Source organism: Cupriavidus pauculus, assembly GCF_002858765.1.
In the GTDB taxonomy this organism is placed as follows: domain Bacteria; phylum Pseudomonadota; class Gammaproteobacteria; order Burkholderiales; family Burkholderiaceae; genus Cupriavidus; species Cupriavidus pauculus_B.
This window is the reverse complement of the sequence record NZ_PJRP01000002.1, coordinates 497,994-521,772: the sequence shown is the minus strand read 5'-3', so window position 1 is coordinate 521,772 and position 23,779 is coordinate 497,994. Positions and strand designations below refer to the sequence as shown.

Annotated in this window: 20 protein-coding genes and 1 tRNA gene; 10 read left to right on the top strand and 11 right to left on the bottom strand. The window is 66.1% G+C overall.

Annotated features, from left to right (window positions below):
- Positions 1-16: 16 nt before the first annotated feature.
- The 4 genes from CYJ10_RS07245 to CYJ10_RS07230 are packed head-to-tail and all read right to left on the bottom strand — an operon-like array spanning position 17 to position 3,908.
- Positions 17-817 carry a phosphoadenylyl-sulfate reductase gene (locus tag CYJ10_RS07245; RefSeq protein ID WP_101680820.1) on the bottom strand — a complete coding sequence of 267 codons (801 nt, stop codon included), beginning with the start codon at positions 815-817 and terminating at the stop codon, positions 17-19.
- A complete protein-coding gene (locus CYJ10_RS07240) occupies positions 814-1,401 on the bottom strand; it encodes a DUF934 domain-containing protein (RefSeq protein ID WP_101681060.1) in 588 nt (195 codons plus the stop codon). Before CYJ10_RS07240 ends, CYJ10_RS07245 begins: the two co-directional genes overlap by 4 nt.
- A gap of 19 nt (positions 1,402-1,420) precedes the next feature.
- Complete coding sequence (locus CYJ10_RS07235; protein WP_101680819.1) at positions 1,421-3,103, bottom strand: nitrite/sulfite reductase; 1,683 nt, start codon at positions 3,101-3,103, stop codon at positions 1,421-1,423.
- Between the two features lie 31 nt (positions 3,104-3,134).
- Complete coding sequence (locus CYJ10_RS07230) at positions 3,135-3,908, bottom strand: sulfite exporter TauE/SafE family protein (RefSeq protein WP_101680818.1); 774 nt, start codon at positions 3,906-3,908, stop codon at positions 3,135-3,137.
- A gap of 172 nt (positions 3,909-4,080) precedes the next feature.
- Here CYJ10_RS07230 and CYJ10_RS07225 point away from each other — a divergent pair, with 172 nt between their 5' ends.
- From CYJ10_RS07225 to CYJ10_RS07210, 4 genes are all read left to right on the top strand, one after another.
- A complete protein-coding gene (locus tag CYJ10_RS07225) occupies positions 4,081-5,022 on the top strand; it encodes a CysB family HTH-type transcriptional regulator (RefSeq protein WP_101680817.1) in 942 nt (313 codons plus the stop codon).
- A 21-nt stretch (positions 5,023-5,043) separates the two neighbouring features.
- Positions 5,044-6,195, top strand: a complete 1,152-nt coding sequence (locus tag CYJ10_RS07220; RefSeq protein WP_101680816.1) for a methyltransferase — start codon at positions 5,044-5,046, stop codon at positions 6,193-6,195.
- Positions 6,196-6,306: 111 nt separating this feature from the next.
- Positions 6,307-7,464, top strand: coding sequence for an ABC transporter substrate-binding protein (locus CYJ10_RS07215; RefSeq protein WP_101680815.1), 1,158 nt, complete (start codon positions 6,307-6,309; stop codon positions 7,462-7,464).
- A gap of 13 nt (positions 7,465-7,477) precedes the next feature.
- Positions 7,478-8,350: an NAD(P)-dependent oxidoreductase gene (locus tag CYJ10_RS07210; RefSeq protein WP_101681059.1), complete on the top strand. Its 873-nt coding sequence runs from the start codon at positions 7,478-7,480 to the stop codon at positions 8,348-8,350.
- A 42-nt stretch (positions 8,351-8,392) separates the two neighbouring features.
- Here the strand turns inward: CYJ10_RS07210 and CYJ10_RS07205 are convergent, their stop codons facing one another.
- On the bottom strand, positions 8,393-9,331 hold the full coding sequence (locus tag CYJ10_RS07205) for an alpha/beta hydrolase (protein WP_101680814.1): 939 nt from the start codon (positions 9,329-9,331) through the stop codon (positions 8,393-8,395).
- 99 nt (positions 9,332-9,430) lie between these two features.
- Between CYJ10_RS07205 and CYJ10_RS07200 the strand changes: the two genes are divergently transcribed.
- Both CYJ10_RS07200 and CYJ10_RS07195 read left to right on the top strand, forming a co-directional pair.
- Positions 9,431-9,805 carry an HNH endonuclease gene (locus CYJ10_RS07200; protein ID WP_101680813.1) on the top strand — a complete coding sequence of 125 codons (375 nt, stop codon included), beginning with the start codon at positions 9,431-9,433 and terminating at the stop codon, positions 9,803-9,805.
- A gap of 117 nt (positions 9,806-9,922) precedes the next feature.
- Positions 9,923-10,007: transfer RNA gene (locus CYJ10_RS07195), tRNA-Leu, on the top strand.
- Positions 10,008-10,082: 75 nt separating this feature from the next.
- Here the strand turns inward: CYJ10_RS07195 and CYJ10_RS07190 are convergent.
- The gene (locus tag CYJ10_RS07190) at positions 10,083-10,853 is read right to left on the bottom strand and encodes a ChbG/HpnK family deacetylase (RefSeq protein ID WP_101680812.1); all 771 of its coding nucleotides are present in this window, start codon (positions 10,851-10,853) and stop codon (positions 10,083-10,085) included.
- 648 nt (positions 10,854-11,501) lie between these two features.
- Between CYJ10_RS07190 and CYJ10_RS07185 the strand changes: the two genes are divergently transcribed.
- The 4 genes from CYJ10_RS07185 (at position 11,502) to CYJ10_RS07170 (ending at position 17,700) form a co-directional block, all read left to right on the top strand.
- Entirely contained in the window at positions 11,502-12,251 is a 750-nt protein-coding gene (locus CYJ10_RS07185) for a M48 family metallopeptidase (RefSeq protein WP_101680811.1), read from the top strand.
- A gap of 284 nt (positions 12,252-12,535) precedes the next feature.
- Entirely contained in the window at positions 12,536-14,239 is a 1,704-nt protein-coding gene (gene aspT / locus CYJ10_RS07180; RefSeq protein WP_101680810.1) for an aspartate-alanine antiporter, read from the top strand.
- A gap of 79 nt (positions 14,240-14,318) precedes the next feature.
- On the top strand, positions 14,319-16,004 hold the full coding sequence (gene aspT / locus CYJ10_RS07175; protein ID WP_101680809.1) for an aspartate-alanine antiporter: 1,686 nt from the start codon (positions 14,319-14,321) through the stop codon (positions 16,002-16,004).
- A gap of 67 nt (positions 16,005-16,071) precedes the next feature.
- Positions 16,072-17,700, top strand: coding sequence for a bifunctional aspartate transaminase/aspartate 4-decarboxylase (locus CYJ10_RS07170; RefSeq protein WP_101680808.1), 1,629 nt, complete (start codon positions 16,072-16,074; stop codon positions 17,698-17,700).
- 248 nt (positions 17,701-17,948) lie between these two features.
- Here CYJ10_RS07170 and hutG read toward each other — a convergent pair whose 3' ends face one another.
- From hutG to hutU, 5 genes are read right to left on the bottom strand one after another with little or no spacing between them, the layout of a single operon-like run.
- Positions 17,949-18,767 carry an N-formylglutamate deformylase gene (gene hutG, locus CYJ10_RS07165; RefSeq protein ID WP_101680807.1) on the bottom strand — a complete coding sequence of 273 codons (819 nt, stop codon included), beginning with the start codon at positions 18,765-18,767 and terminating at the stop codon, positions 17,949-17,951.
- Positions 18,768-18,809: 42 nt separating this feature from the next.
- Entirely contained in the window at positions 18,810-20,216 is a 1,407-nt protein-coding gene (locus tag CYJ10_RS07160) for a formimidoylglutamate deiminase (RefSeq protein WP_101680806.1), read from the bottom strand.
- Entirely contained in the window at positions 20,213-21,439 is a 1,227-nt protein-coding gene (gene hutI / locus CYJ10_RS07155; protein ID WP_101680805.1) for an imidazolonepropionase, read from the bottom strand. The genes CYJ10_RS07160 and hutI overlap by 4 nt, the downstream gene beginning before the upstream one ends.
- Complete coding sequence (locus CYJ10_RS07150; protein ID WP_101680804.1) at positions 21,436-22,035, bottom strand: HutD/Ves family protein; 600 nt, start codon at positions 22,033-22,035, stop codon at positions 21,436-21,438. Before CYJ10_RS07150 ends, hutI begins: the two co-directional genes overlap by 4 nt.
- The gene (gene hutU, locus CYJ10_RS07145; protein ID WP_101680803.1) at positions 22,032-23,738 is read right to left on the bottom strand and encodes a urocanate hydratase; all 1,707 of its coding nucleotides are present in this window, start codon (positions 23,736-23,738) and stop codon (positions 22,032-22,034) included. Before hutU ends, CYJ10_RS07150 begins: the two co-directional genes overlap by 4 nt.
- Positions 23,739-23,779: the final 41 nt, after the last annotated feature.

The window sequence follows — 23,779 nt, the reverse complement described above, 5'->3', positions numbered from 1 at the left end:
CCTCTACAAATTCTGTTCAGTGCTTGATGTTCTGCTCGTGGAGGCCGCACTCTTTCGAGTCCTTGCTCTCCCACCACCACCGGCCGGCGCGTACGTCCTCGCCGGCCTTCACGGCCCGCGTACACGGCTCGCAGCCAATGCTGGGGTAGCCCTTGGCGTGCAGCGCGTTGACCGGCACGTTGTGGCGTGTCAGGTAGGCCCACACCTCGGCCTCGGTCCAGTCCGCGAGCGGATTGAACTTGGGAATGCCGCGTGCGTCGTCCAATTCCTCGAACGGTAGCTCGGCGCGCGTCACGGCCTGCTCGCGGCGCTGGCCGGTCATCCAGGCATCGGCGTGCGACAGCGCGCGGTTCAGCGGTTCCACCTTGCGGATGCCGCAGCAGCTCTTGCGCAGGTCCACGCTGTCGTAGAACGCGTTCAGGCCGTGGTTGCGCAGGTAGTTGTCCACCGCTTCCTGGTCGGGCGTGAACTGCTCGACCGAGTAGCCGTAGTGGTCCTGCACCTGATCCAGCACGGCCAGCGTCTCGGCGTGCAGGCGGCCCGTGTTCAGCGTGAACACGCGAATGCCGGCCCGCACCGCTTCGCCGCCGCGCAGGATTGCGTCGGTCAGCACCATGTCCTCGGCGGCCAGGCTGGTGGCAAAGCGCGCGCGGAAGAACCGTGCGGCGATGCCCGACAGGCGCTCGGCCAGTTCGCGCTCCTTGACTTCGAGCGCCTCGACCGAACCCGTGTACGCCGGCTTCGTCCACAGCGCTGGGGGGCGCAGCGACGAGACCGACGCGTCGACCACCGGGATTTCGGAAATTACGGTGCTCATGCGGCGCCCCGGGCCGTTGCGTCCGTCACGTCGGCGCGAGCGCGGCGGAACAGCGGCAGCGGCTCGTCCACCGACGCCTGGTAGGCCACGGTGAACTCGGTAAAGCCCTTGATCGCGTCGTCGATGTTCTTGTCCGCCCGCACGGCGAACGTGTCGAAGCCGCAGCGCTTCATGAAGTTCAGCTGGTCGCGCAGCACGTCGCCGATGGCGCGCAGCTGGCCGGCCCAGTGGTAGCGCGTGCGCAGCAGGTAGGCCGACGAGAAGCCGCGGCCATCGCGGAACACCGGGAAGTCGACGGCAACGGCCGACACGCGGTCGAACAGCGCCTCGGCATCGCCCGGCTCGTCTTCCGGGGCCAGCCACACACCGGTGATGGCCTTGTCGCGGCCAGCCAGCAGCGCTTCATTGGCCTTCCACACCGACAGCGGGAACAGCACGGCGTCGGCACTCTGTGCCACGGCGGCGATACGCGCCTCGTCCAGCGGCTGTTCTTCGGTCGCGCGCAGCGCGGTCCAGTTGTCTTCCACGATTACGGGACGGAATTGGCCAGCGTCGTCGCGTTGCAGTTGAATGATCTTTGCCATGTTCAGTGTCTCTCGTTCGTCAGGCTTCGGCGCGCTCTTCACGTTGCTTGTCGGCGTACACGCGCTCCTTGAACGGCGCGATGCCGATGCGGGCAAACGTTTCGATGAAGCGCTCGTCGCCGGCACGGTTGGCCACGAACGTGTCGATGATGCGGGTCACCACTTCGGGCATTTCCTCGGCGCTGAACGACGGGCCGATCACCTTGCCGATGGCCGAGTCATTGCCCTGGGCGCCACCCAGCGTCACCTGGTACCACTCGGAGCCATCCTTGTCGACGCCGAGCACGCCGATGTTGCCCACGTGGTGGTGGCCGCAGGCGTTGATGCAGCCGGAGATGTTCAGCGAGACTTCGCCCAGGTCATAGACATAGTCGAGGTCATCGAAGCGTTCCTGGATGCCCAGCGCGATCGGAATCGACTTGGCATTGGCCAGCGAGCAGAAATCGCCGCCCGGGCAGGCGATGATGTCGGTCAGCAGGCCGATGTTGGCCGTGGCCAGACCTGCCTTCTTCGCGTCTTCCCACAGTGCGAACAGGTCGTGCTTCTTCACGTCCGGCAGCACCAAGTTCTGCTCGTGCGCCACACGCAGTTCGCCAAAGCCGTAGCGGTCGGCAAAGTCGGCCACCGCTTCCATCTGCTCGGCCGTGGCGTCACCCGGAGGCGACACGGGGCCCGGCTTGGTCGACAGCGTGACCGAGGCGTAGCCCGGCACGCGGTGGGCGCGCACATTGCGGTTGACCCAGCGCGCGAATGCCTTGTTCTCCAGCAGGTGCTTCTCGAACGATGCGTCGGTGTCGGCCAGCTTCTCGTAGGCGGGCGGCTGGAAGTACTGCGCCACGCGGTCGAATTCGACCTGCGTCAGCGTGCCGGGGCCGTCCTTGCTGAACTTCCACTCGTCTTCCACTTCAGCGGCGAACTTGTCGGCGCCGATGGCCTTCACCAGGATCTTGATGCGGGCCTTGTACTTGTTGTCGCGGCGACCGTAGCGGTTGTACACGCGGATGGCCGACTCCACGTAGGTCAGCATGTGCTGCCACGGCAGGTCTTCCTTGATGATCGTGCCCAGGATCGGCGTACGGCCCAGGCCGCCACCGGCCAGGATGCGCAGGCGCGTTTCGCCCTGTGCGTTCTTGTACGCATAGATGCCGATGTCGTGCATCTGCACCACGGCGCGGTCGTCCTGGGTGGCCGAGATCGCGATCTTGAACTTGCGCGGCAGGAAGGCGAATTCCGGCTGGAACGTGCTCCACTGGCGCAGCAGTTCGGCCAGCACGCGCGGGTCCACCGATTCGTCCGGCGCCACGCCGGCAAACTGGTCGGTGGTGATGTTGCGCACGCAGTTGCCCGAAGTCTGGATGCCGTGCATTTCCACGCTGGCCAGATCTGCTAGCACGTCGGGCACGCGCTCCAGGTCCATCCAGTTGTACTGGATGTTCTGACGCGTGGAGAAATGGCCATAGCCACGGTCGTACTCGCGGGCGATGTGGCCCAACATGCGCAGCTGCTTCGCGCCCAGCAGGCCGTACGGAATGGCCACGCGCAGCATGTACGCGTGACGCTGCATGTACAGGCCGTTCTGCAGGCGCAGCGGCAGGAATTCTTCCTCAGTCAGTTCGTCCGACAGGCGGCGGCGCACCTGGTCGCGGAATTGGGCGACACGTTCCTGGACGATGCGCTGGTCGTATTGATCGTACTGATACATGGTGTGGGTCCGTTCAGTATTCGTTGAATGCTTAAGAAACGAGCTTGATAGCCACCAGCGTCAGCGTGGTGGCCAGTGCGGCGCGCACGAGCCGTTCGGGCAGCGCCCGCGACAGTTGCGCACCGAGCCAGATGCCGGGGATCGAGCCCACCAGCAACGCCAGCAACAAATTCCAGTCGACGGTGCCAAGCCACACGTGGCCCAGCCCGGCCACGGCCGTGAGCGGCACGGCGTAGGCGATATCGGTGCCAGCCACTTCGGCCGGCTTCATATGGGGATACAGCAGCAGGATCAGTGTGGCGCCAACGGCACCCGCACCGATCGACGACACGGTCACAAGCACGCCGATCACGGCACCCACCAGCACCGTGGCCACCACCTGCGGGCGGCCTTCCAGTTGGAAGCGCGGGTTGCGGGCCAACCACGCCAGCATCTGCTTGCGGAACAGCAGCGACAGCACGGTCAGCAGCACCGACACGCCAATCGTCATGCGGATGGCGTGCAGCCACTGGGCATTGAGTTCGCCGGCGCTCTTGAGCACCAGGATGGCGGCCAGCGCGGCGGGCAGGCTGCCCAGGCACAGGCGGCGCACCACCTGCCACTGCACATGGCCGTGGGCGCGATGGGCGATGGTGCCGAAACCCTTTGTAATGGATGCGAACGCCAAGTCGGTGCCAACCGCCGTGGCCGGCGAGAAGCCGAACAGCAGGGTCAGCAACGGCGTCATGAGCGAGCCGCCACCTACCCCGGTCAGACCAACCAGGATACCTACCAGCAGACCGGAAACGGTGAAGGCCAGGGACATCGGGGACGCTTCTCGACTCGCGCCTTGCTCCGGTGGTGCCGGCACCACCTTTTCAGGCTGGGCGCAGACGCAATACGGGCAGGCGAACGTTTAACAAAGTTCGAGAATCGTAATAAACTCGCCTCATATCTCAAACTAATAAGAAGTTGTTTGTTTATACGAGCGAAGTTATATGAATCTTCACCAGTTTCGCTTCGTGCGCGAGGCCGTCCGCCAGAATTTCAACCTGACCGAGGCCGCAAAAGCGCTCTATACATCACAACCAGGCGTTTCCAAGGCGATTATCGAGCTGGAAGAAGAGTTGGGTGTCGATATCTTCACACGCCATGGCAAGCGCATCCGGAGTCTCACCGAACCGGGCCGGCGCATCCTGGTGTCGGTAGAAAAGATCCTGCAGGAGGTGGAAAGCCTGAAGCGCGTGGGCAAGGATTACGCCGCGCAGGACCAGGGCAACTTCACCATCGCCACCACGCACACCCAGGCGCGCTATGCGCTGCCGCGCGTGATCGCCGAGTTCACCAAGCGCTACCCCAAGGTGCGGCTGTCCATCCAGCAGGGCACGCCGGTGCAGATCGCCGACATGATCCTGCACGACCAGGCCGATATCGGTATCGCCACGGAAGGCATTACCAGCGACAAGAGCCTGGTGTCGCTGCCCGGCTACCAATGGCAGCATATGGTGGTAACGCCACCTGACCACCCGCTGCTGGAAAAGAAGCACCTGACGCTGGAAGACCTGGCCACCTACCCGCTGATCACGTATGACGTGAACTTCGCCGGGCGACCCAAGATCGACAAGGCGTTCGCGCTGCGCCAGCTGGAGGCGGACATCGTGCTCGAAGCCATCGACGCCGATGTGATCAAGACCTACGTGGAAATCGGCCTGGGTATTGGCATCGTGGCCGGGCTGGCCTTCGACCCCGAGCGCGACCGCAACCTGCGGGGCATCCCGGCCGGCCACCTGTTCGGCACCAATGTGACCCACCTGGCCGTCAAGCAGGGCGCCTACCTGCGCAGCTTCGTCTATACCTTCATCGAACTGTTCTCGCCGACACTGAACCGCAAGCTCGTCGAGCAAGCCCTGTCCGGCGACCACGAAGCCTACGAGCTCTAAGCTCGCCCCCCCTATATAGATATGTCTGCATCCGATTCCCTGCCCACCCTCCACTGGACCGAGGACGGCGCCGAGCGCAGCGCGCCCTGGCGTTCCGAAGCCGGCCTGCCGCCGCCCAAGCGCGTGGTGATCGCCGACGACCAGACTCCGGCCGATACGGCCTACCGGCTGGCCAGCGAAGGCACCGCCCTGCTCTGGCGCGGCGATTTCCAGAACGCCCGCCAGCTGCTGCAGGCCATGGCGCGACGCGTGGACCGCAAACCCCAACGCAAGGCACGCGACGCCGCCAAGGCGCCGGCCAGCCTGACCGAGGCATTCCACAAGCACCGGCTGGCGCAGTCGCAACGCGCCCGTACGCTGGGCATGCTGCTGCTGCCGTTCGACGCCGGCCACGTGGTGCCGCTGCGCCGCGCCCCTGACGTGCATGAAGCCTGCGAGCAGGTCTACGGCAAGAGCGACACGCCCTATGTGGCGTCGATGCGCGAACTGCTGGGCCTGATCGGCGCCTACGAGTGGCGCAAGAAAGGCGTCGAGATTCCGGTGCTGGGCGAGCGTATCCACCCCTGGTACGGCGTGTTCTCGCCCGTGCGCGGCGAGTACATCGAACTGGTGGCGAAGGAACCCCTGCCTTCCACGGCGCTGGCCTTCGATATCGGCGCCGGCACCGGCGTGCTGGCCGCCGTGCTGGCGCAGCGCGGCGTCAAGCGCGTGGTGGGCACCGATCAGGACCCGCGCGCCCTGGGCTGCGCACGCGAGAACATCGACCGGCTGGGCCTGACGAAGCAGGTCGAGATCATCGAGGCCGACCTGTTCCCCGAGGGGCGCGCGCCGCTGGTAATCTGCAACCCGCCCTGGGTGCCGGCACGGCCCAGTTCGCCCATCGAGCACGCCGTGTTCGACCCCGACAGCCGCATGCTGCACGGCTTTCTGAACGGCCTGGCTGCGCATCTGGAACCGGGCGGCCAGGGCTGGCTGATCCTGTCGGACTTTGCCGAGCATTTGGGCCTGCGGTCGCGCGACGACCTGCTGGGCTGGATCGATGCCGCAGGGCTCAGGGTGCTGGGCCGCTCCGATATCCGGCCGCGGCACCCCAAGGCCGCCGATGCCGAAGATCCGCTGTTCGCCGCGCGCAAGGCCGAGGTGACGTCGCTCTGGCGACTGGCCGCGAAATAGGCTTCCGAAACAGATGCCCGACTTGAGCGCCAGGTCGGGCATCAGATAAAAGCCAGATCGACGCCGTCCCTTCCACTGCTGCCACGCTGTCACGTACTTCGGAGGTTGTTCATGCGCCTGCGCCAGTTGCTGCTGCCTGTGATGTCGATGTGCCTGATCGGTGCCGCGCGCGCCGATATTCGTGTAGGGGTCGACCTGTCATTGACGGGCGCCGCAGCGGCCATCGGCATTCCATCGGCCAATACCGTGCAGCTGTGGCCGCAGACGCTGGGCGGCCAGCGTGCGCAGTACATCGTGCTGGACGACGGCACCGACCCGGCCGCCGCCGTGCGCAACGTGCGCAAGTTCATCGCCGAGGACAAGGTCGACGTGATCGTGGGCCCGAACATCACGCCGAATGCGATTGCCGCGCTCGACGCGACCGCCGAGACCGGCACGCCCATGGTGGCGCTGGCCGCCTCCGCCAGCATCGTCGAACCGCAGACCGATCCGCGCCGCCGCTGGGCGTTCAAGATGCCGCAGAACGACGCGCTGATGGCCACGCTGCTGACCGAGTACATGGCCAACCACGGCGTGAAGACTGTCGGCTTTATCGGCTTCAACGACGCGTACGGCGAAAGCTGGTGGCGCGAGTTCTCCAAAATGGCCGAAATGCGACACCTGCGCGTGGTGGCGCAGGAGCGCTTCGGCCGCATGGACACGTCGGTCACAGGCCAGGTGCTGAAGCTGATGTCGGCCAACCCCGACACCATCCTGATCGCCGGTTCGGGCACGCCGGCCGTGCTGCCCCAGAAGACGCTCAACGAGCGCGGCTACAAGGGCCGCATCTATCAGACACACGGCATTGCGTCGTGGGATTTCCTGCGTATCGGCGGCAAGGACGTGGAAGGGACGCTGTTCCCGACCGGCCCCGTCGTGGTGGCGCGCGCGCTGCCCGACAGCCATCCGGCCAAGACGGTGGCGCTCGATTTCGTCAGGCGCTATGAAGCAAAGCACGGCGCCGATACCGTCACGCAGTTCGCTGGCGACGCGTGGGGCGCCTGGCTGCTGCTGGACGATGCCAGCCGCCGCGCGCTGAAGACCGGCGCCCAACCCGGCACCCCGGCGTTCCGCCACGCGCTGCGTGACGCCATCGAATCGACGAAGAACCTGACGGTGCCCAACGGCGTGCTGAGCCTCAGCGCGCAGGACCACCAGGGCTTTGACCAACGTGCCCGCGTGATGGGCACCATCCGCAATGGCAAGTTCGCCTATGCAGGCGACAAGTAACAAGGAAGCATTCATGACTACCGTAGCATTTATCGGCTTGGGCGCGATGGGCGCGCCGATGGTCGGTCACCTGATCCGCGCCGGCCGCACCGTGCGCGCCTTCGTCCGCCGCCCCGAAGCGGCCGACGCCGCGCGCCAGCTTGGCGCCGAGCCGTTCTTCACCCCGGCCGAGACGGCACGCGGCGCGGCCGTGGTCTTCACCAACGTGACGTCGTCCGAAGACGTGCGCCAGGTGCTGCTGGGCCCGCAAGGTGTGATCGAAGGCGCCGCGCCGGGCACCATCTGCGTGGATCACAGCACGATCTCGCCCATCATCACGCGCGAGGTCGCGCAGGCGCTGGCCGCCAAGGGCATCGAGGCGCTCGACTGCCCGGTATCGGGCGGCACCATCGGCGCCCAGGCCGGCACGCTGACGATCATGGTCGGCGGCAAGGCCGAGAATCTGGAGAAAGTACGACCGCTGCTGGAATGCGTCGGCAAGACGATCACGCACATCGGCGACCACGGCGCCGGCCAGGTGGCCAAGCTCTGCAATCAGATCGCCCAGGTGGTCAATATCGAAGGCATTGCCGAGGCGATGCGCTTTGCCGGCGCGCAGGGCGTGGATACGGGGAAGGTCTTCCAGGCGCTGTCTACGGGCTTTGCCGGCAGCCGCATGCTGGACCTGCTGGGCCCGAAGATGGTGTCGCGCGATTTTTCGGCCGGCATCGAATCGCGGCTGCACGCCAAGGACTTTGGCCTGGCCGCCGACATCGCCGGCGAAATCGGCCTGGACCTGCCCGCCATGCGCGCCACGGCGGCGCAACTGGGCGAACTGATGGATCAGGGCTGGGGCAAGGACGATACGTCGTCGCTGCTGAAGGTGCTGGAGCTGAAGAAGGCGTAAGCGCGGGCGGACGCGGGGTCCGCGCGGGCTGGCGGACGAAGGTCAGACGCCCGCGATCATCCCCAGCAGCGCGCGCGACAACTGGCTGTCGTCACGCATCAGGTCGTCCATCGCATTGAAGTGATGACGGCCCGGCAGCGCGATATCGTCACGCGCGTTGCCCGGCCACGCCGCGCGGATCAGTGCGTGCTGGCGCTGATACTCGCTCGATTCCAGCTCGCCCACGGCGGTAATCAGCGGCGCATCGGTGGCCGGTACCATGAACGCCGGCGACAGGCGCGCCACATCGGTCTCGCTGAGCTGCAAATCGGCCTGCAGGAAATCGGCGCGGCGCAGCGGCTCCAGATCGTAAAGACCGCTGATCGACAATCCGCCCTTGACCAGATTGGCCGGCAGGTCGTCCGCGAACTGCGGCCACAGCGCGGCCATCAGCATGGTCACCAGATGCCCGCCTACCGAATGCCCGGCCAGGTAAATGCGGTTGCGATCGTGGCCAAGCCGGTCGGCCTCGCGATACAGCCACGCCACCGATTGCATGACCTGCCACACGATGGTTTCCACGGTCACCGTCGGGCACAACGCGTAGTTGACCACGGCCACTGACACACCGCGCCGCGTGGGCACGCTGGCTACAAAGCTGTGGTCGCGCTTGTCCAGCGCCCGGTAATAGCCGCCATGCAGGAACACCAGCAGCGGCGGAGCATCGTCATCGCGCAGCGACGCCGGGAAGTAATCGAGCGTCTCGGTCTCTGCAAGTGACGAATCCGCATCGCCATAGGCCAGATTCTCGAAGTACGTCACCATCCCGGCCCGCACCAGTGCAGAATCCGCCGCCCAACGCGCCATGTGGACGGCATTGTCCGGCACATTGGCACGGTTGTTGTAAGCCTGGGCGTAGAAGGCGGGGTCCTGCGAAGGCAAGGCGGCCAGCGACGCAAGGCTGGCAGTAGGCGTGGCATCGAGGGTCGGCTGGGCAGACATGGCTCTCGGCTCCGGTGAAGTCGCGGCGACACGGCATGGGACGGTTGCGCGCTATCCTACCGCAACTGCCGAGGCACCCTCTTTTCAGCGGATTTGCGTATGGTCGTCAAGCGCCGGCTGCGCGCCGGCAAGGCGCCCCAGCTGGGGCCACCCGTTGTCGCACCGGGTCATGAAGGCGGTCCGGAACAGGCGCGCTGCCCGCTGTGCGGACGGCCGCTGCTCGACGACGCCAGCACCGACCTGCACCACCCCGTACCCCGCAGCCGGGGCGGGCGCGAGGTAATGGCCATGCATCGCGTCTGCCATCAGAAAATCCATTCGGTCTTCAACGAAACCGAACTGGCCACGACCTACCACGACTGGGACGCGCTGCGCGCCCACCCGACCATAGCCGACTTTATCCGCTGGATCGCCCGCAAGCCGCCGGGCTTCTACGACCGCAGCCGCACCACCAACGCGCGACGTGACCACTAGGCGGCCAGCACGTAGTCACGCCCGCGTCGCCAGATTGGTTGTCCGTGGCGTCGAATTGCGGCATAATCGGCGGTTCATCAGCGCGCGATGTGCATTTCCGTCCATCGCCAAGCCCGTGCCCGGGTGGTGAAACAGGTAGACGCAGGGGACTCAAAATCCCCCGCCGCAAGGCGTGTCGGTTCGAGTCCGACCCCGGGCACCAGATTTTCTTCAGAATCCCCCCCCCAGCCGCTTCCCTCTCAGCTTCCCGTTGCGGGAATGCGCTCGGCCCCTACTCTCACCCCCAAGCCCGATACCGCGTCAGCGAGATATCCGCTGATTTCAATGCCCTCGACAGTTCCTGCGGGGCCAGCAACGGGCCGGCTTCGTTGAGTCGCCACGCTTCGGCGCGGCCGGGGTGGACGGAGACTTCGGTGAGGCCGTGCGGCAGCACCTCGGGCAGGCGGCTCGACCATGTGCCGTCGCATTGGTCCACCGCGCAGTAGTAGTCGGTGTGCATCATCCCCCAAAACGGGATCATGAAGACGTTGTTCACCATGCGCCGTTTGCCGTTCGGGTTCAGGAACATGTTTTGCGGCCGGCGCACCCAGGTCAGGCCGGCTCGGCGCATTTCCTGCCGCACCGAGTAGATGACGCTCGGAAACTTGTGCAGCTGGCCGTGGCTGTCGACATGGGTGACTTCCACGTGCTGATCTCGCAGTTCCTCCACCTGCAGACGGAATTCGCGACGGATGTCGGCGCTGGTCAGCATGCCGATCAGGGCGGCATAGCGCTGGTCCGCGCTTTCGCGAAAGGCACCGGGCTCGTCGCACAGCGATGTATCGCTCTCCGGCGCCACCGGCCGGAAGCCATCGACGATATTGAAATGCAAGCCGAACGAAAAGCGCTTGCGGTTCTGCCTAGCATAGTCGCAGGCTTGCGCAGAGGCTTCGCAGCCAACCATGATCGTGGCGCTGGTCAACAGCCCTGCCTCGAAGCAGTCCACCGTCGTGTCGCAGGTTTCGCGATCCAGGCCGAAGTCATCGGCATTGATGATCAGGCTGCGCATGTTCCGGTCTCCGTTCTTCTCCCTTCGTGAATCCACCAGCCAGGGCGCGGTCCGCTACCGCCTCGCCCATGCGCTGGCCGCCGAAATTAGGAAATGGGGCCCGATGCACAGCGCGCCAAAAGTGACTTGCCCCTCGCGCCTTTCGGCCACCTAATTCCCAGTGTCGACATCATTGTTGTTGTTTTTGTTTTTTTTGAGATACATCCTGACTTATCATGAATGTATCTTGCGACAAGATTAACGCCAGATTATGTGCGGTCCCGCTCGTAACCTGCCTGTCTGCGCCGTGGCGTGTCGCAGACCATGGATGCGCCCCGGACACCTATCTCTCTGAAATATCAAAGATGCCGGATCAGCACCATGTCAACAAGCCGTCGATTCCAGTGATGCCACGCGCTATTGGCGCCGCTGACGTTTTCTCAGGGTAATCAAGCCAGCCCGTTTGATTCGCTACACTGCGCCCCCTTCTTCGTGCGGTGTCTCACATAACTGCGATGCGCATCACACGGGCCGTGCGTTAACGTGCCCCCTGCTGCCACCCTACACCGCCCACCCTGTCAGACGTACTCCACTGGCGGCCATGCAATTGCTTGCTTATGCTTCTTGCCTGCGCCTCCATGACAACGACCGACCATCAGGGAATCGAAGATGAATCGTTATATTGCTACGGCTGCCGCCATCGGCTGCGCAACACTGCTCGCCGGCTGTGCCGGTGCGGACATGAACAGCCTGAGCCAGGCCGGTGGCAGCCTGTTCAGCGCCGCGACGCTCAGCGACGCCAATGTCAAACAGCTGTCAGACCAGTCGTGCGCGGACATGGACAAGAAGAACACGATTGCCACGGCTGACAGCACCTACGCAAAACGGCTGGTGAACATCATGAATGGCCTGCAGAACACCGGGCTGCCCCTCGATGCCAAGGTGTACATGACCAAGGATGTGAACGCGTGGGCCATGGCCAACGGCTGCGTGCGCGTTTACAGCGGGCTGATGGACCTGATGAGCGATGACGAAGTGCGCGGCGTGCTGGGCCACGAAATCGGCCACGTGGCACTGGGGCACACCAAGAAGGCCATGCAGGTGGCTTATGCTGCGGCGGCCGCGCGCGGCGCGCTGGGTTCCACCGGCTACGCCACGCTGACGGCGCTATCGACATCGCAGATCGGCGAACTTGGCGAAACCTTTATCAACGCGCAATTCTCGCAACGCCAGGAAAGCGAGGCGGACGACTACTCGTTCAACCTGCTGACGAAGAACGGCGCCAACCGGCAGGCGCTGGTCACCGCCTTCCAGAAGCTGGCCAAGCTGGATGGCGGGCAATCGAGCCTGCTCAGTTCGCACCCGGGCTCCGATGCGCGGGCCAAACATATCCAGGACCGGATCAATAGCGGCAAGTAAGGCCGCCCGTCGTATCGTCGCGATCACGCTGCCCGCTGCTGCCGCACGCAACTTGCGGTAGCTGCTTGCCCCTTACCTGCCTGCAACCACCCGCGCCGGCAAGGGGCCTCCCTCCGCCTCTCCCCTCCCGCCGCCAATGCCAGACATAGCCGTTAGTTTGATTGCGTTTAATACGCCTTCAAAAGCTTTCAGTACGCGCCAACGCCGCCCGTGCGGATAATGCCTCACGCCAGCGGAGCCACCGCATGGCTTGCCATGAGCCATAGGGAGGCTTGCGCCGCGTCATGGAGTCCGTTTCCGCCCTGCTTGCCGGACAACCGGAGATTGCGCTGTTCCTGGCACTGGCCGTGGGCCATGCGGTGGGCGCGATCCGCTTCGGCCCGTTCCAGCTTGGCGGTATCTGCGGCACGCTGATTGCGTCGCTGGTCATCGGACAGAGCGGCTTGCGGCTGGACGATGACGTCAAGAACGTGGCGTTCGCCGTGTTCATCTTCGCGCTCGGCTTCACGGGCGGCCCTCAGTTTTTTGCCAATGTGGCGCGTGAATGGCGCATCGGCGTGCTGTCGCTGGTCGAGGTGTTCGTGCTGCTCGCCTTGCTGGCCCTGGCGGTGCCCTTGCTCCATCTGGACCCAGGCACGGCGTCGGGCCTGCTGGCCGGCGCGGCCACCGAATCGGCGGTAATCGGCACAGCCTCCGAGGCCATCGCGCGGCTGGACCTGTCGGCCGACGCCATCCGCGTGCTGCAGACCAACATCGTCACGGCCTACAGCGTCACCTATCTGTTTGGGCTGATTGCCATCGTCCTGTTTACCAGCCAGTTGGCGCCATTCCTGCTGCGTCAGAATCTGCGTGAATCGGCAGCACAGCTGTGGCAGAAGCTGGGCGGGCAGAACGACATGGCCGACAACCAGATGACGGCGCTGCCGCTGATCGTGGCGCGGGTGTTGCGCGTGGACCATATGGCCGGCAAGACCGTGCTGGAGGCGGAACGCGATGTGGCGCTGGGCGTGACAATCCGGCGCATTCGCCGCGACGGCAATACCTTCCGCCCCCCGCCCGAGGAAGTGCTGCGCGCCGGCGACATCGTGCTGGCCGTGGGCCGGCGCGACGCGATGGTGCCGTTTGCCGCCGCCGTTGGCCCCGAGATGCCTGAGGAGCCCGGCATGAATGCCGTGGTGCAGGCCGAACAGTCGGTGCTGCTGACGCGCCGCGAAGTCATCGGTTTGTCGCTGGCACGGCTGCGTCAGAGCGCGGATGTGGGCATGGGGCGTGGCGTGTATGTGTCGCGCATCGCGCGCATGCAGCACGCGGTGCCCATCCTGCCCGAGACCGTGCTGAAGCGCGCCGACGTGGTTACGCTGTCCGGCCCCGACGAGGCCCTGCGGCGCCTGGTGCCCGAACTGGGCTATCCGGTCATCCCGACGATCCGCACCGATTTTGTCTTCTTGGGCATTGGCGTGCTGCTCGGCATGCTGATCGGCTCGTGGAGCGTCAAGGTGGGCCAGGCCGACCTGACGCTTGGCGTGGGCGGCGGGTGTCTGGTGTCGGGCCTGGCTTTCGGGTGGCTGCGTGCGCGGCTGCCGGTGATGGGGTCGCTACCGGCGCCCGCCGCCGAAATCCTCAAGGACTTCGGGCTGGCCACGTTTATCGCCGCCGTCGGCCTCTCTGCTGGCCCCGATGCGCTGCGGCTGGTCCAGAAATTCGGCCTGATCCTGCCCGTCGCGGGTGTGTTGATCTCGATCATCCCGGCCGCCATTTCGCTGTATGTCGGCCATCGCTGGCTGAAGCTCGACATGCCGATCCTGCTGGGCGCGGTGGCCGGCCAGCATTGCAGCACCCCAACGATCATGGCGCTCACCAACGCCGCCGGCAACGGCACGCCCGTCATCGGCTACACGATCACCTACGCCATCTCCAACGTGCTGCTGCCATTGCTCGGCCCAATGGCCGTGGCAATGGCCAGCGCGCTGGCATCTGCACCCCAGTAGCTGTGCCCGGCATGCGGGGGGCCACGAGCGCCCGCGCATGTGCCCCTGTCATCCGTCTCACGCCTTACAGGAGTTCCGTATGGATTGGTTGCATGCCATCTTTCAGAAATCGCCCGAGTCAGCGTTGTTCCTGTCGCTGGCGATCGGGTATGCCATCGGCAAGCTCACCCTCGGCAAGTTCCAGCTGGGCGGTGTCGCCGGGTCGCTGCTCGCGGCGGTGATCATCAGCCAGGTTGGCGTCGAGATCGACAACGGCGTGAAGGCCGTGATGTTCGCGGTCTTCATCTACGCGGTGGGCTACGAAAGCGGCCCGCAGTTCTTCAACTCACTGAACCGCAATTCGCTGCGCGAGATCGCGATGGCCGTGTTCATGGCCGTGGCCGGGCTGGTGACCGTGGTGGTGCTGGCCAGGATCTTCGGTCTCGACAAGGGCATTGCGGCGGGGCTGGCCGCCGGCGGCATGACGCAGTCGGCCATCATCGGCACGGCCGGCGACGCCATCACCAAGCTGGGCCTGCCGCCCGATCAGGTGAAGACGCTGCAGGCCAACGTGGCCATCGGCTATGCCGTGACCTACGTGTTCGGATCGCTCGGCGCCATCATCGTTTGCGTGAATATCCTGCCGCGCTTCATGGGCGCCGACCTGAAGTCCGACGCCAAGAAGGTGGAAGCGGCCATGCACGGCGGCCTGCCGCAGTTCGGCCCGGGCCAGGCCGGCGCACTGCCACGGCTGGTGGGGCGGCTGTTCCGCGTGACGGCTGCCGCGGGCAAGACCATCAAGGACATCGAGGTCGGCGGCGAAGACCTGGTCACCGTGGAAAAGCTCCAGCGCGGCGGCAAGCCGATCGACGTCACGCAGGACACCGTGCTGGAAGCCGACGACCTGGTGCTGCTGGTGGGCCGGCGCGACGCCATGGTGCCCACCGCGCTGGTGATCGGCGAGGAAGTGGCCGACGCCGAAGGCATGGGCATGGTCATGCAGACGCGCCGTGCCGTGTTCACGCGCCACGGTCTGAACAACAAGCCGCTGGGCGAGATCGTGGCCAATATCAGCCGCGAGATGCGCCATGGCGTATACCTGGAGCGGATCGAGCGTTACGACCATGCGCTGCCGATCCTGCCCGACCTGAAGCTCCAGCACGGCGACATCATCACGTTCTACGGCACCCCGGCCGACACCAAGCGCGCCGCCCAGCGCGCCGGCTATGAACTGGTGCCCAGCGAGAAGACCGACTTCGTCTACTTCGGCGCCGGCGTGCTGGTGGGCCTGCTGATCGGCCTGCTGGTGGTGCGCATCGGGTCGATTCCGCTGACGCTTGGCGCCGGCGGCGGCGCGCTGCTGTCGGGCCTGGTGTTCGGCTGGGCGCGGTCCAAGCATCCGATGTATGGCGCGATGCCGACGGCGGCCTGCCAGTTGCTGAAGGACTTCGGCCTGGCCGCGTTCGTGGCCATCGTGGGCATCAACTCGGGGCTGCAGGCCGTCGACACCCTGCGCCATAGCGGTTTGACGATTTTCCTGCTGGGCGCGGTGGTCACGCTGCTGCCGCTGTTCCTGACGATGCTGTTTGGCCGCTACGTGCTCAAGTACGACAACGCCGCGCTGCTGGCCGGTGCCCTGGCCGGATCGCGCAGCGCCAACCCGGCCTTCGGCGGCATTCTGGACAAGGCCGAGAGCCCCGTGCCGACCGTGCCGTTCGCCATCACCTATGCCCTGGCCAACGTGTTGCTGACACTGCTTGGCCCCCTCGTCGTCGGCTTTGTCTGATGCCTCGCCTGACACCCTTCTCCGACACCCTTCCCCAATTGATCGCATTCTTCAACGGAGCAACGCCATGAGCAAACCGGATCTGTCCACGCTGTCCAGCCTGTCGCCATTCGAGTTGAAGGACGAGCTGATCAAGCTGGCCAGCAGCGACGCCAACCGCCTGATGCTGAACGCCGGCCGCGGCAATCCCAACTTCCTGGCCACCGTGCCGCGCCACGGGTTCTGGCAACTTGGACTTTTTTCGATGCGCGAGTCGGAACGATCGTTCCAGTACATGCCCGAAGGCGTCGGCGGCTTTCCGCGCCGCGAGGGCATCGAGGAACGCTTCAACCTGTTTGCGCGCGAGAACCACGACGTACCCGGCGTGAAGTTCCTGGCCGGCGCCGTGTCGTACGTACGCGACCAGCTGGGCCTGAGCGCCGCGGATTTCCTCTACGAGATGTGCGAAGGCATCCTGGCCTGCAGCTACCCCGTGCCGGACCGCATGCTGCGGCTCAGCGAGGTCATCGTCGGCCAGTACATCCGCAAGGAGATGATCGGCAAGCAGCCGTTCATCGGCGAATTCGACCTGTTTGCCGTGGAAGGCGGCACGGCGGCGATGACGTACCTGTTCAACTCGATGCGCGAGAACCACCTGCTCAAGCCGGGCGACAAGATCGCGCTGGGCATGCCGATCTTCACACCCTACATCGAGATTCCGGAACTGAATGACTTCCAGCTCGTGGAGCTGTCGATCGACGCCGATCCGCAGTCGCGCTGGCAGTACTCGAACCAGGAACTCGACAAGCTGCGCGACCCCAGCGTCAAGGCCTTCTTCCTGGTCAACCCGAGCAACCCGCCGTCGGTGCGGATGAGCGATGAAAGCCTGGAATACCTGGCGTCGATCATCGAGGAGCGGCCCGACCTGATCATCCTGACCGACGACGTCTACGGCACCTTCGCCGACGACTTCGTGTCGCTGTTCGCGCTCTGCCCGCGCAACACGATCCTGGTCTATTCGTTCTCGAAGTACTTTGGCGCCACGGGCTGGCGGCTTGGCGTAATTGCCACGCACCGCGACAACATCTTCGACCAGAAACTGGCCGAATTGCCAGAGGACAAGCGCCAGCAGCTGCACAAGCGCTACAACTCGATCACTACCACGCCGGACACGCTGAAGTTCATCGACCGTCTGGTGGCCGACAGCCGCACGGTGGCGCTGAACCATACGGCCGGGCTGTCGACGCCGCAGCAGGTGCAGATGGTGCTGTTCTCGTTGTTCTCGCTCATGGACACGCCCGATGCGTACAAGCAGGCCATGAAGCGCCTGATCCGCAGCCGCAAGGCGGCACTGTTCCGCGAAATCGGCATTGCGCCCGAGGACGCCGAAGACCCGAACGTGGTGGATTACTACACGCTGCTCGATATCGAACAGCTCGGCGGCAAGGCCCTGGGGCCCGAGTTCGTGAAATGGGTGCTGGCGTCGACGGAACCCACCGAACTGCTGTTCCGGCTGGCCGAGGAAGCGGGCGTGGTACTGCTGCCGGGCCGTGGCTTCGGCACGCGCCATCCGTCAGGTCGGGTGTCGCTGGCCAACCTCAACGAGTCGGACTACGCGAAGATCGGCAAGTCGATCCGCAAGCTGTTCGAGGACTACGTGGGGCGCTACAACGAGGCCACCGGTAGCAAGGCGGACAAGAACGTGACGAAGAAATAAGGGAATTACGACGAACTACAAGGGGAGCGTCACCGCAGCAAATCGGCCCGTCTGTGGCACCGGAGTGCCACCACGGGCCGTTTTTTAGCGCTTGCATCGGCCCCTTCCCCCCTCTCCTGCTTGCGGGAGAGGGGCGGGGGAGAGGGCGGGCTTCTCAAGATGCGGCAATTACAATTTGAACCGCCACGCCCTCTCCCCCAATCCCTCTCCCATTCATGGGAGCCGGGAGAAAAACACAACATCAACAATCAGCGGGCTTCCACGAAGGACAGCACCGTCTCCAGCATCTGGCGGATGGCCGGCTGCACGTTGGCTGCCTTGGCCGGGTCGTACGCGAACGGGTACACCTCTTCCATGTACGACGATTGCGTCAGTTCCAGCTGGATCGCGTGCACGCCGTCGGCCGGGTTGCCGTACTGGCGCGTGATGTAGCCGCCCTTGAAGCGGCCGTTGAGCACGGCCGTGTGGTTCGGCACCGCCTGGGCGATCTCCACCACGTCGGCGGCCAGGCCAGTATCGCAGCTCTTGCCGTCGGCCGAGCCCAGGTTGAAGTCCGTGAGCTTGCCCTCGAAGAAGCGCGGCAGCACCGAGCGGATCGAATGCGCGTCCCACAGCGCGATGGTGCCGTGCTCCGCGCGCAGGCGCTTCAGTTCGTCCTGCAGCGCGTTGTGATACGGATGCCAGACCGCGCCACGGCGCAGCGCGATTTCCTCGTCGTCGGGGCCGCTGGCGCCGTCGGCGTACACCGGCGTCTTGTCGAAGGTGTCGACCGGGCACAGGCCCGTGGTGTCCTGGCCCGGATACAGGTTGGCGTTGTCGGGCGGACGATTCAGGTCGACCACGTAGCGCGAGTGGGTAGCCATCAGGATCGACGCGCCCAGTTCGCGGGCAAAGTCGTACAGGCGGTCCATGTGCCAGTCGGTGTCGGGCACGGTGCGCGCTTCGGGCGTCAGGCGCGCGGCAAGGCCGGCGGGCACGTAGGTGCCGACGTGCGGCATCGACACCAGCAACGGGCGGGTGCCGCGATGCAGCGTGAAAGCGGGAATATCGGTGGTGAAGGAGGACATCTTGTCTCGGGGCTGCTTTGTATGGGGCGGGTTCGGGACCCTTCAGTCGGCCAGCAGGCGGGCGCGCGACGCGGCGAACAACCGGCCCGCATCCCCTTGTAGCGGATGCACGCCGTGCTGCACGCGGCACATGCCGCCCGTGCGGACTTCCGCTAGTGTCTCATGCCCGTGGCTGGCGAACACGTACGTGGCCAGCGCATGGGCCCCGTCGAGCCCGGCCAGCGTGGGATGCTGGCCGTCCAGTACCAGGAAATTGGCACGCTGTCCGGCCGCCAGCCCCGCCACCGGCCGCGCCGCCGCCCGCGCACCGCCGGCCACGGCTTCGAGCCAGAGCCGGTCGGCCACTTGCGGATGCTTGTCCGACGCCAGCACATTGCGCCGCTGCAGCCCCAGCCGCTGCCCATACTCAAACGTACGCAGTTCCTCGGCCACGCTGACGCTGGCGTGGCTGTCGGAGCCGATGCCCCACCACCCCTGCTGCGCCAGGTACGGCGCGGCCTCGAACACGCCATCGCCCAGGTTGGCTTCGGTGGTCGGGCAGATGCCGGCCACGGCGCCGCTGTGGGCCAGCCGCCGTCGTTCGTCCCAGTCCATGTGCGTGGCGTGGACCAGGCACCAGCGCGGGTCCACCGGCACATGGTCCAGCAGCCACGCCACGGGCCGCACGCCGTTGGTGGCCAGGCAGTCGTCCACTTCCTTCTGCTGTTCGGCGATGTGGATATGCACCGGCGCCGTGGCGTCCATCGCGTGCAGCGCGGCAACGGCCTGCGTCAGGCTGTGCGGCGGCACCGCGCGCAGCGAATGGGGCGCCAGGCCCAGCCGCGCGCCGTAGGCAGTGCAGTGCGGCGCCAGCTTCTGCAGCAACGCCTGCATGGCGTCGGTGTCGTTCAGAAAGCGCCGCTGATCGTGTTGCGCGGGCTTGCCGCCAAACCCGGCCGTCTGGTACAGCACGGGCAGCAGCGTCATGCCGATGCCGGCAGCCTGCGCCGCGCGCAGCAGCCGCAGCGACATCTCGGCGCGGTCGGCATACGGCTTGCCGTCGGGGTCGTGATGCACGTAGTGGAACTCGCACACGCTGGTGTAGCCGGCGCGCAGCATCTCGATATAAAGCTGCGTGGCGATGGCCTCCAGCGCGTCGGGCGACAGGCGCAGCGCAAAGCGGTACATCTGCGTGCGCCAGCTCCAGAACGAGTCGCCGCCGGCGGGGTCGTCGTCGGGCGACACGCTGCGATACTCGGTCAGCCCGGCAAAGCCACGCTGGAACGCGTGCGAATGGAGATTCGGCATGCCCGGCAGCACCGGGCCGGCCGCCTGCGGCACGGAGGGCGCCGGCGTGGCGCCGGGCGTGATGGCCGTGAAGGCGCCGCTGGCATCCCAGGCCAGCAGCACGTCGCGCGCCCAGCCGTCGGGCAGCAGCGCGTGGTGCGCGAACAGTTGGCCGGCGCTCATCGGAACACCTTGCCCTGCCGCACCACGCCGGCACACGGGTTGCGACCAAACCAGTAGGCCAGCTCGGCGGGCGACGCCACGCGCCACAGCGCGAAATCGGCGACACGGCCCACGGCCAGCCGACCATGGCGGTCCGCCGCACCGAGCGCGCGCGCCGCGTGCGTGGTCACGCCGGCCAGCACCTCCGGCACCGTCATGCGGAACAGCGTACAGGCCATGTTCATCATCAGCAGCAGCGATGTGGTGGGCGACGTGCCCGGATTGTGATCGGTGGAAATGGCAATCGGCACGCCGTGGCGGCGCAGCAGCGCCAGCGGCGGCAGATGGGTATCCCGCAGGAAATAGTAGGCGCCGGGCAGCAGCACCGCCACGGTGCCGGCTTCGGCCATCGCCATCACGCCTGCCTCGTCCAGGTGTTCGAGGTGATCCGCCGACAGCGCCTTGTGCCGCGCGGCCAGCGCCGCCCCGCCCAGGTTGCTCAGTTGCTCGGCGTGCAGCTTCACGGGCAGGCCATGGCGCGCGGCGGCCTCGAACACGCGAGCGGTCTGATCTGGCGAAAATCCGATGCCCTCGCAGAAGGCGTCGACGGCATCGACCAGCTTTTCCTCGGCCAGCGCGGGCAGCATCGTGTGGCAAACCAGGTCGATATAGTCGTCGGCGCGGCCTGCATACTCGGGCGGCAGCGCATGCGCGCCCAGGAACGTTGTATGGACGGTCACACCATAGGCTTCGCCCAGCTGGCGCGCCACGCGCAACTGCTTGCGCTCGGCTTCGAGCGACAACCCATAGCCCGATTTGATCTCGATGGCGGTCACGCCCTCGGCCAGCAGCGCCTCCAGGCGCACGGCCGCCTGCGCGAACAGCATGGCTTCGTCGGCCTCGCGCGTGGCGCGCACGGTCGACACAATGCCGCCGCCGGCCCGTGCGATTGCCTCGTAGCCGGCGCCCGCCAGCCGCATCGCGAATTCGTCGGCACGCTGGCCGCCGTACACCAGGTGTGTATGGCAGTCGACCAGGCCGGCGGTGATCCACGCCCCACCGGCATTGTGCCGATCGAGGTGGCGATAGCTGTCCGGCAGGTCGGTCAGCGCGCCAAGCCAGGCGATGCGGCCGTGCTCGACCACCATCGCGCCGTCGCGGATGGCATGGTCGGGGTCCGCATCGGGCAGCAGGTGGCAGTGATGCCAGACGCCATCGGCAGAAGGCGCGTCGTGGAAGTTCATCGATACTGCTCCCTAAGCAAGGTGACGCGCAGACACAGCGCGGAAAGCGCCGTGTGGCTCAACGTGACGGCTGGCGAACTGGCCGGCATCAGCATGCCCTCGCCCGCCGACAGGTGCTGGCTGTCGCCGCTACGGCTGTCGCTGGCATCCCAGTCGCCGCGCAGCGCCAGTACCAGCACGGTGGCGTCGCCGGGCACCGCCGTGAACGGTTGCCGCATCAATCTGACTTCAGCGCGGCAGCGGCCACGGCGCGTCATCACGTTGAAGTCGCGCGTGGGACCATCGACCAGTGCGGCGTGAATAGCCGTATCGCCAGAAAACGCGAACGGCTCGCCCACGCGCACGAGCTTGTGGCAGAACGAATCGTCATGGGCCTGCAGATGCACGCCCGCGCCATCGATCAGCACGATCTGGCGGTCGATGCCCGGAAAGGCCGAGAACGGCCCGTCCGTGGCGATGTCGGCCACGCTGATCCGCCAGTCGAACGTGTCCATGCCGGCGCCCGGCGGCCACACGGCAATCTCGCGCGTGGTGCCGCCGCCGTTCTTCCACGGCGTGGGCGCGATGGCATCGAGCGCGAACCGCGTCACGGTCATCGGCGATTCACCATCGGCAGGTTCAGGCCCTTCTCATGAGCGCAGTCGATGGCGATGTCGTAGCCGGCATCGGCATGGCGCATCACACCCGTGGCCGGATCGTTCCAAAGCACGCGCTCGATCCGTTTGGCCGCCGCGTCGGTGCCGTCGCAGACGATGACCACGCCCGAATGCTGCGAGAAGCCCATGCCCACGCCGCCGCCGTGATGCAGGCTGACCCACGTGGCGCCGCCGGCCGTGTTCAGCAGCGCGTTGAGCAGCGGCCAGTCGGACACCGCATCGGAGCCATCGCGCATCGCCTCGGTTTCACGATTCGGCGATGCCACCGAGCCGCAGTCCAGGTGATCGCGCCCAATCACCACCGGCGCCTTGAGTTCGCCGTTCTTGACCATCTCGTTGAAGGCCAGGCCGGCGCGGTGGCGTTCGTCCAGGCCCACCCAGCAGATGCGCGCTGGCAGGCCCTGGAACGCGATGCGGTCGCGCGCCATGTCCAGCCAGCGGTGCAGCGGCTTGTCGTCCGGAAACAGCTCCTTCATCTTGGCATCGGTCTTGTAGATGTCCTCGGGATCGCCCGACAGCGCCACCCAGCGAAACGGCCCCTTGCCACGGCAGAACAGCGGGCGGATATACGCCGGCACGAAGCCCGGGAAATCGAACGCGTTCTTCACGCCTTCCTCGAAGGCCACCTGGCGGATGTTGTTGCCGTAGTCCACCGTCGGCACACCCATCTGCTGGAAGGCCAGCATCGCCTGCACATGCTTGACGATCGACTGGCGCGCGGCGGCTTCCACGGCCTTGGGGTCGCGCACGCGCAGGTCTTCCCACTGCGCCACGGACCAGCCTTCGGGCAGGTAGCCGTTGATGACGTCGTGCGCCGACGTCTGGTCGGTCACGATGTCCGGACGCATGCCGCCGGCCTGCGCACGGCGCGCCAGTTCGGGCACGATCTCGGCGGCGTTGCCGAGCAGGCCCACCGAGATCGCCTGGCCCTTCGTGGTCGCGTCCTCGATCATCGCCAGCGCCTCGTCGAGCGTGGTGGCCTTCTTGTCCAGGTAGCGCGTGCGGATGCGGAAGTCGATACGCGATTCCTGGCATTCGATGGCCAGCACGCACGCGCCCGCCAGCACGCCGGCCAGCGGCTGCGCGCCGCCCATGCCGCCCAGGCCGGCGGTCAGAATCCACTTGCCGGTCAGGTCGCCGTTGAAGTGCTGGTTGCCGGCTTCCACGAACGTTTCAAACGTGCCCTGCACGATGCCCTGCGTGCCGATGTAGATCCACGAGCCCGCCGTCATCTGGCCGTACATCATCAGGCCGGCGCGATCGAGTTCGTTGAACTTGTCCCAGGTGGCCCAGTGCGGCACCAGGTTGGAATTGGCGATCAGCACGCGCGGCGCATCGGCATGGGTACGGAACACACCCACCGGCTTGCCCGACTGCACCAGCAGCGATTCGTCCTCGCCCAGGCGGCGCAGGCTGTCCAAGATGGCGTCGAAGCACTCCCAGTTGCGCGCGGCCTTGCCGATGCCGCCGTAGACCACCAGGTCTTGCGGGCGCTCGGCCACGTCCGGGTCCAGGTTGTTCTGGATCATCCGGTAGGCGGCTTCGATCAGCCAGTTCTTGCAGTGCAGCTGGCTGCCGTGCGGGGCGCGGATCTCGCGCTGGCCGCGTGGGGTGTCGGTGAATTGGTGTTCGTTGGCGTTCATGGCGTGTCTCGGTATGTTTGATGACTGGTCGGTTCTGGATG

Bases quoted from the DNA above. Each gene is read 5' to 3' on its own strand.
- CYJ10_RS07245 (WP_101680820.1), bottom strand. From the start codon at position 817: ATGAGCACCGTAATTTCCGAAATCCCGGTGGTCGACGCGTCGGTCTCG.
- CYJ10_RS07240 (WP_101681060.1), bottom strand. From the start codon at position 1,401: ATGGCAAAGATCATTCAACTGCAACGCGACGACGCTGGCCAATTCCGT.
- CYJ10_RS07235 (WP_101680819.1), bottom strand. From the start codon at position 3,103: ATGTATCAGTACGATCAATACGACCAGCGCATCGTCCAGGAACGTGTC.
- CYJ10_RS07230 (WP_101680818.1), bottom strand. From the start codon at position 3,908: ATGTCCCTGGCCTTCACCGTTTCCGGTCTGCTGGTAGGTATCCTGGTT.
- CYJ10_RS07225 (WP_101680817.1), top strand. From the start codon at position 4,081: ATGAATCTTCACCAGTTTCGCTTCGTGCGCGAGGCCGTCCGCCAGAAT.
- CYJ10_RS07220 (WP_101680816.1), top strand. From the start codon at position 5,044: ATGTCTGCATCCGATTCCCTGCCCACCCTCCACTGGACCGAGGACGGC.
- CYJ10_RS07215 (WP_101680815.1), top strand. From the start codon at position 6,307: ATGCGCCTGCGCCAGTTGCTGCTGCCTGTGATGTCGATGTGCCTGATC.
- CYJ10_RS07210 (WP_101681059.1), top strand. From the start codon at position 7,478: ATGACTACCGTAGCATTTATCGGCTTGGGCGCGATGGGCGCGCCGATG.
- CYJ10_RS07205 (WP_101680814.1), bottom strand. From the start codon at position 9,331: ATGTCTGCCCAGCCGACCCTCGATGCCACGCCTACTGCCAGCCTTGCG.
- CYJ10_RS07200 (WP_101680813.1), top strand. From the start codon at position 9,431: ATGGTCGTCAAGCGCCGGCTGCGCGCCGGCAAGGCGCCCCAGCTGGGG.
- CYJ10_RS07190 (WP_101680812.1), bottom strand. From the start codon at position 10,853: ATGCGCAGCCTGATCATCAATGCCGATGACTTCGGCCTGGATCGCGAA.
- CYJ10_RS07185 (WP_101680811.1), top strand. From the start codon at position 11,502: ATGAATCGTTATATTGCTACGGCTGCCGCCATCGGCTGCGCAACACTG.
- aspT (WP_101680810.1), top strand. From the start codon at position 12,536: ATGGAGTCCGTTTCCGCCCTGCTTGCCGGACAACCGGAGATTGCGCTG.
- aspT (WP_101680809.1), top strand. From the start codon at position 14,319: ATGGATTGGTTGCATGCCATCTTTCAGAAATCGCCCGAGTCAGCGTTG.
- CYJ10_RS07170 (WP_101680808.1), top strand. From the start codon at position 16,072: ATGAGCAAACCGGATCTGTCCACGCTGTCCAGCCTGTCGCCATTCGAG.
- hutG (WP_101680807.1), bottom strand. From the start codon at position 18,767: ATGTCCTCCTTCACCACCGATATTCCCGCTTTCACGCTGCATCGCGGC.
- CYJ10_RS07160 (WP_101680806.1), bottom strand. From the start codon at position 20,216: ATGAGCGCCGGCCAACTGTTCGCGCACCACGCGCTGCTGCCCGACGGC.
- hutI (WP_101680805.1), bottom strand. From the start codon at position 21,439: ATGAACTTCCACGACGCGCCTTCTGCCGATGGCGTCTGGCATCACTGC.
- CYJ10_RS07150 (WP_101680804.1), bottom strand. From the start codon at position 22,035: ATGACCGTGACGCGGTTCGCGCTCGATGCCATCGCGCCCACGCCGTGG.
- hutU (WP_101680803.1), bottom strand. From the start codon at position 23,738: ATGAACGCCAACGAACACCAATTCACCGACACCCCACGCGGCCAGCGC.